The organism is Caballeronia sp. dw_19, assembly GCF_018449515.1.
Taxonomy (GTDB): domain Bacteria; phylum Pseudomonadota; class Gammaproteobacteria; order Burkholderiales; family Burkholderiaceae; genus Caballeronia.
The window spans coordinates 1-818 of record NZ_JAAVUQ010000103.1; the positions used below are offsets into that span (position 1 = coordinate 1).

Here is an 818-nt window from a genome sequence, read left to right on the forward strand (position 1 = left end):
TAGGGCGTGTTCACACTAATTGAATTTACCTGTAAACTTCGGGAATGGAACTCACCGAAGCCCAATTTCAAAAGATCGAACATTGTTTGCCGCGTCAGCGTGGCAACGTAAGCATGTCGAATCTTCAAGTGCTAAATGCGATTCTTTACGTTGCTGAGCATGGTTGCAAATGGCGTGGTTTGCCAAAGCGCTTTGGCAGATGGCACACGGTCTATACGCGCATGAACCGTTGGTCCAAAAGTGGCGTGCTGGATCGCGCATTTACCGAACTGCAGCGTGCCCAGATTGTTCGTGTCAGGATCGAGGCGGTCTCGCTGGATAGCACGATTGTAAAAGTGCATCCAGACGGGACTGGTGCATTAAAAAAAACGGACCGCAATCCATCGGCAAGTGCCGGGCCGGATGGACTACCAAGATTCATATGGTTGCCTCGGATGCTCGAACAGCCATAACGTTTTCACTTTCTCCCGGTCAGGCCGGTGATGCCCCCGAAGGACGAGCCTTGCTACAAAGCCTCGGGCCACCGAATCGGCCACTGTACTTGCTAATGGATAAGGCGTATGAGGGCAACGAGACGCGACAACTCGCACTTGACCTGGGCTTCATCCCCGTTGTCCCGCCAAAAAGCAATCGCCTTGAGCCATGGGAATACGATCGGGAAATGTACAAACGTCGAAACGAAGTGGAGCGACTGTTCCGAAGACTCAAAGGCTTCCGTCGCATCTTCTCGCGATTCGACAAGCTGGATGTGATGTTCATCGCTTTCATCAATTTCGCGCTTATCGTCGATGGACTCAGGTAGTGTGAACACGCCCTAG

Annotated in this window: 1 protein-coding gene; it reads left to right on the forward strand. The window is 52.1% G+C overall.

Annotated elements, in window-relative coordinates; genetic code table 11:
* The first annotated feature begins 44 nt into the window (after positions 1-44).
* Positions 45-802 (forward strand): IS5 family transposase gene (locus tag HB376_RS40585; RefSeq protein WP_089165898.1). Its coding sequence is split into 2 segments (ribosomal slippage): positions 45-360 and positions 360-802, totalling 759 coding nucleotides; the frame shifts between segments, so codons are not numbered across the junction.
* Positions 803-818: the final 16 nt, after the last annotated feature.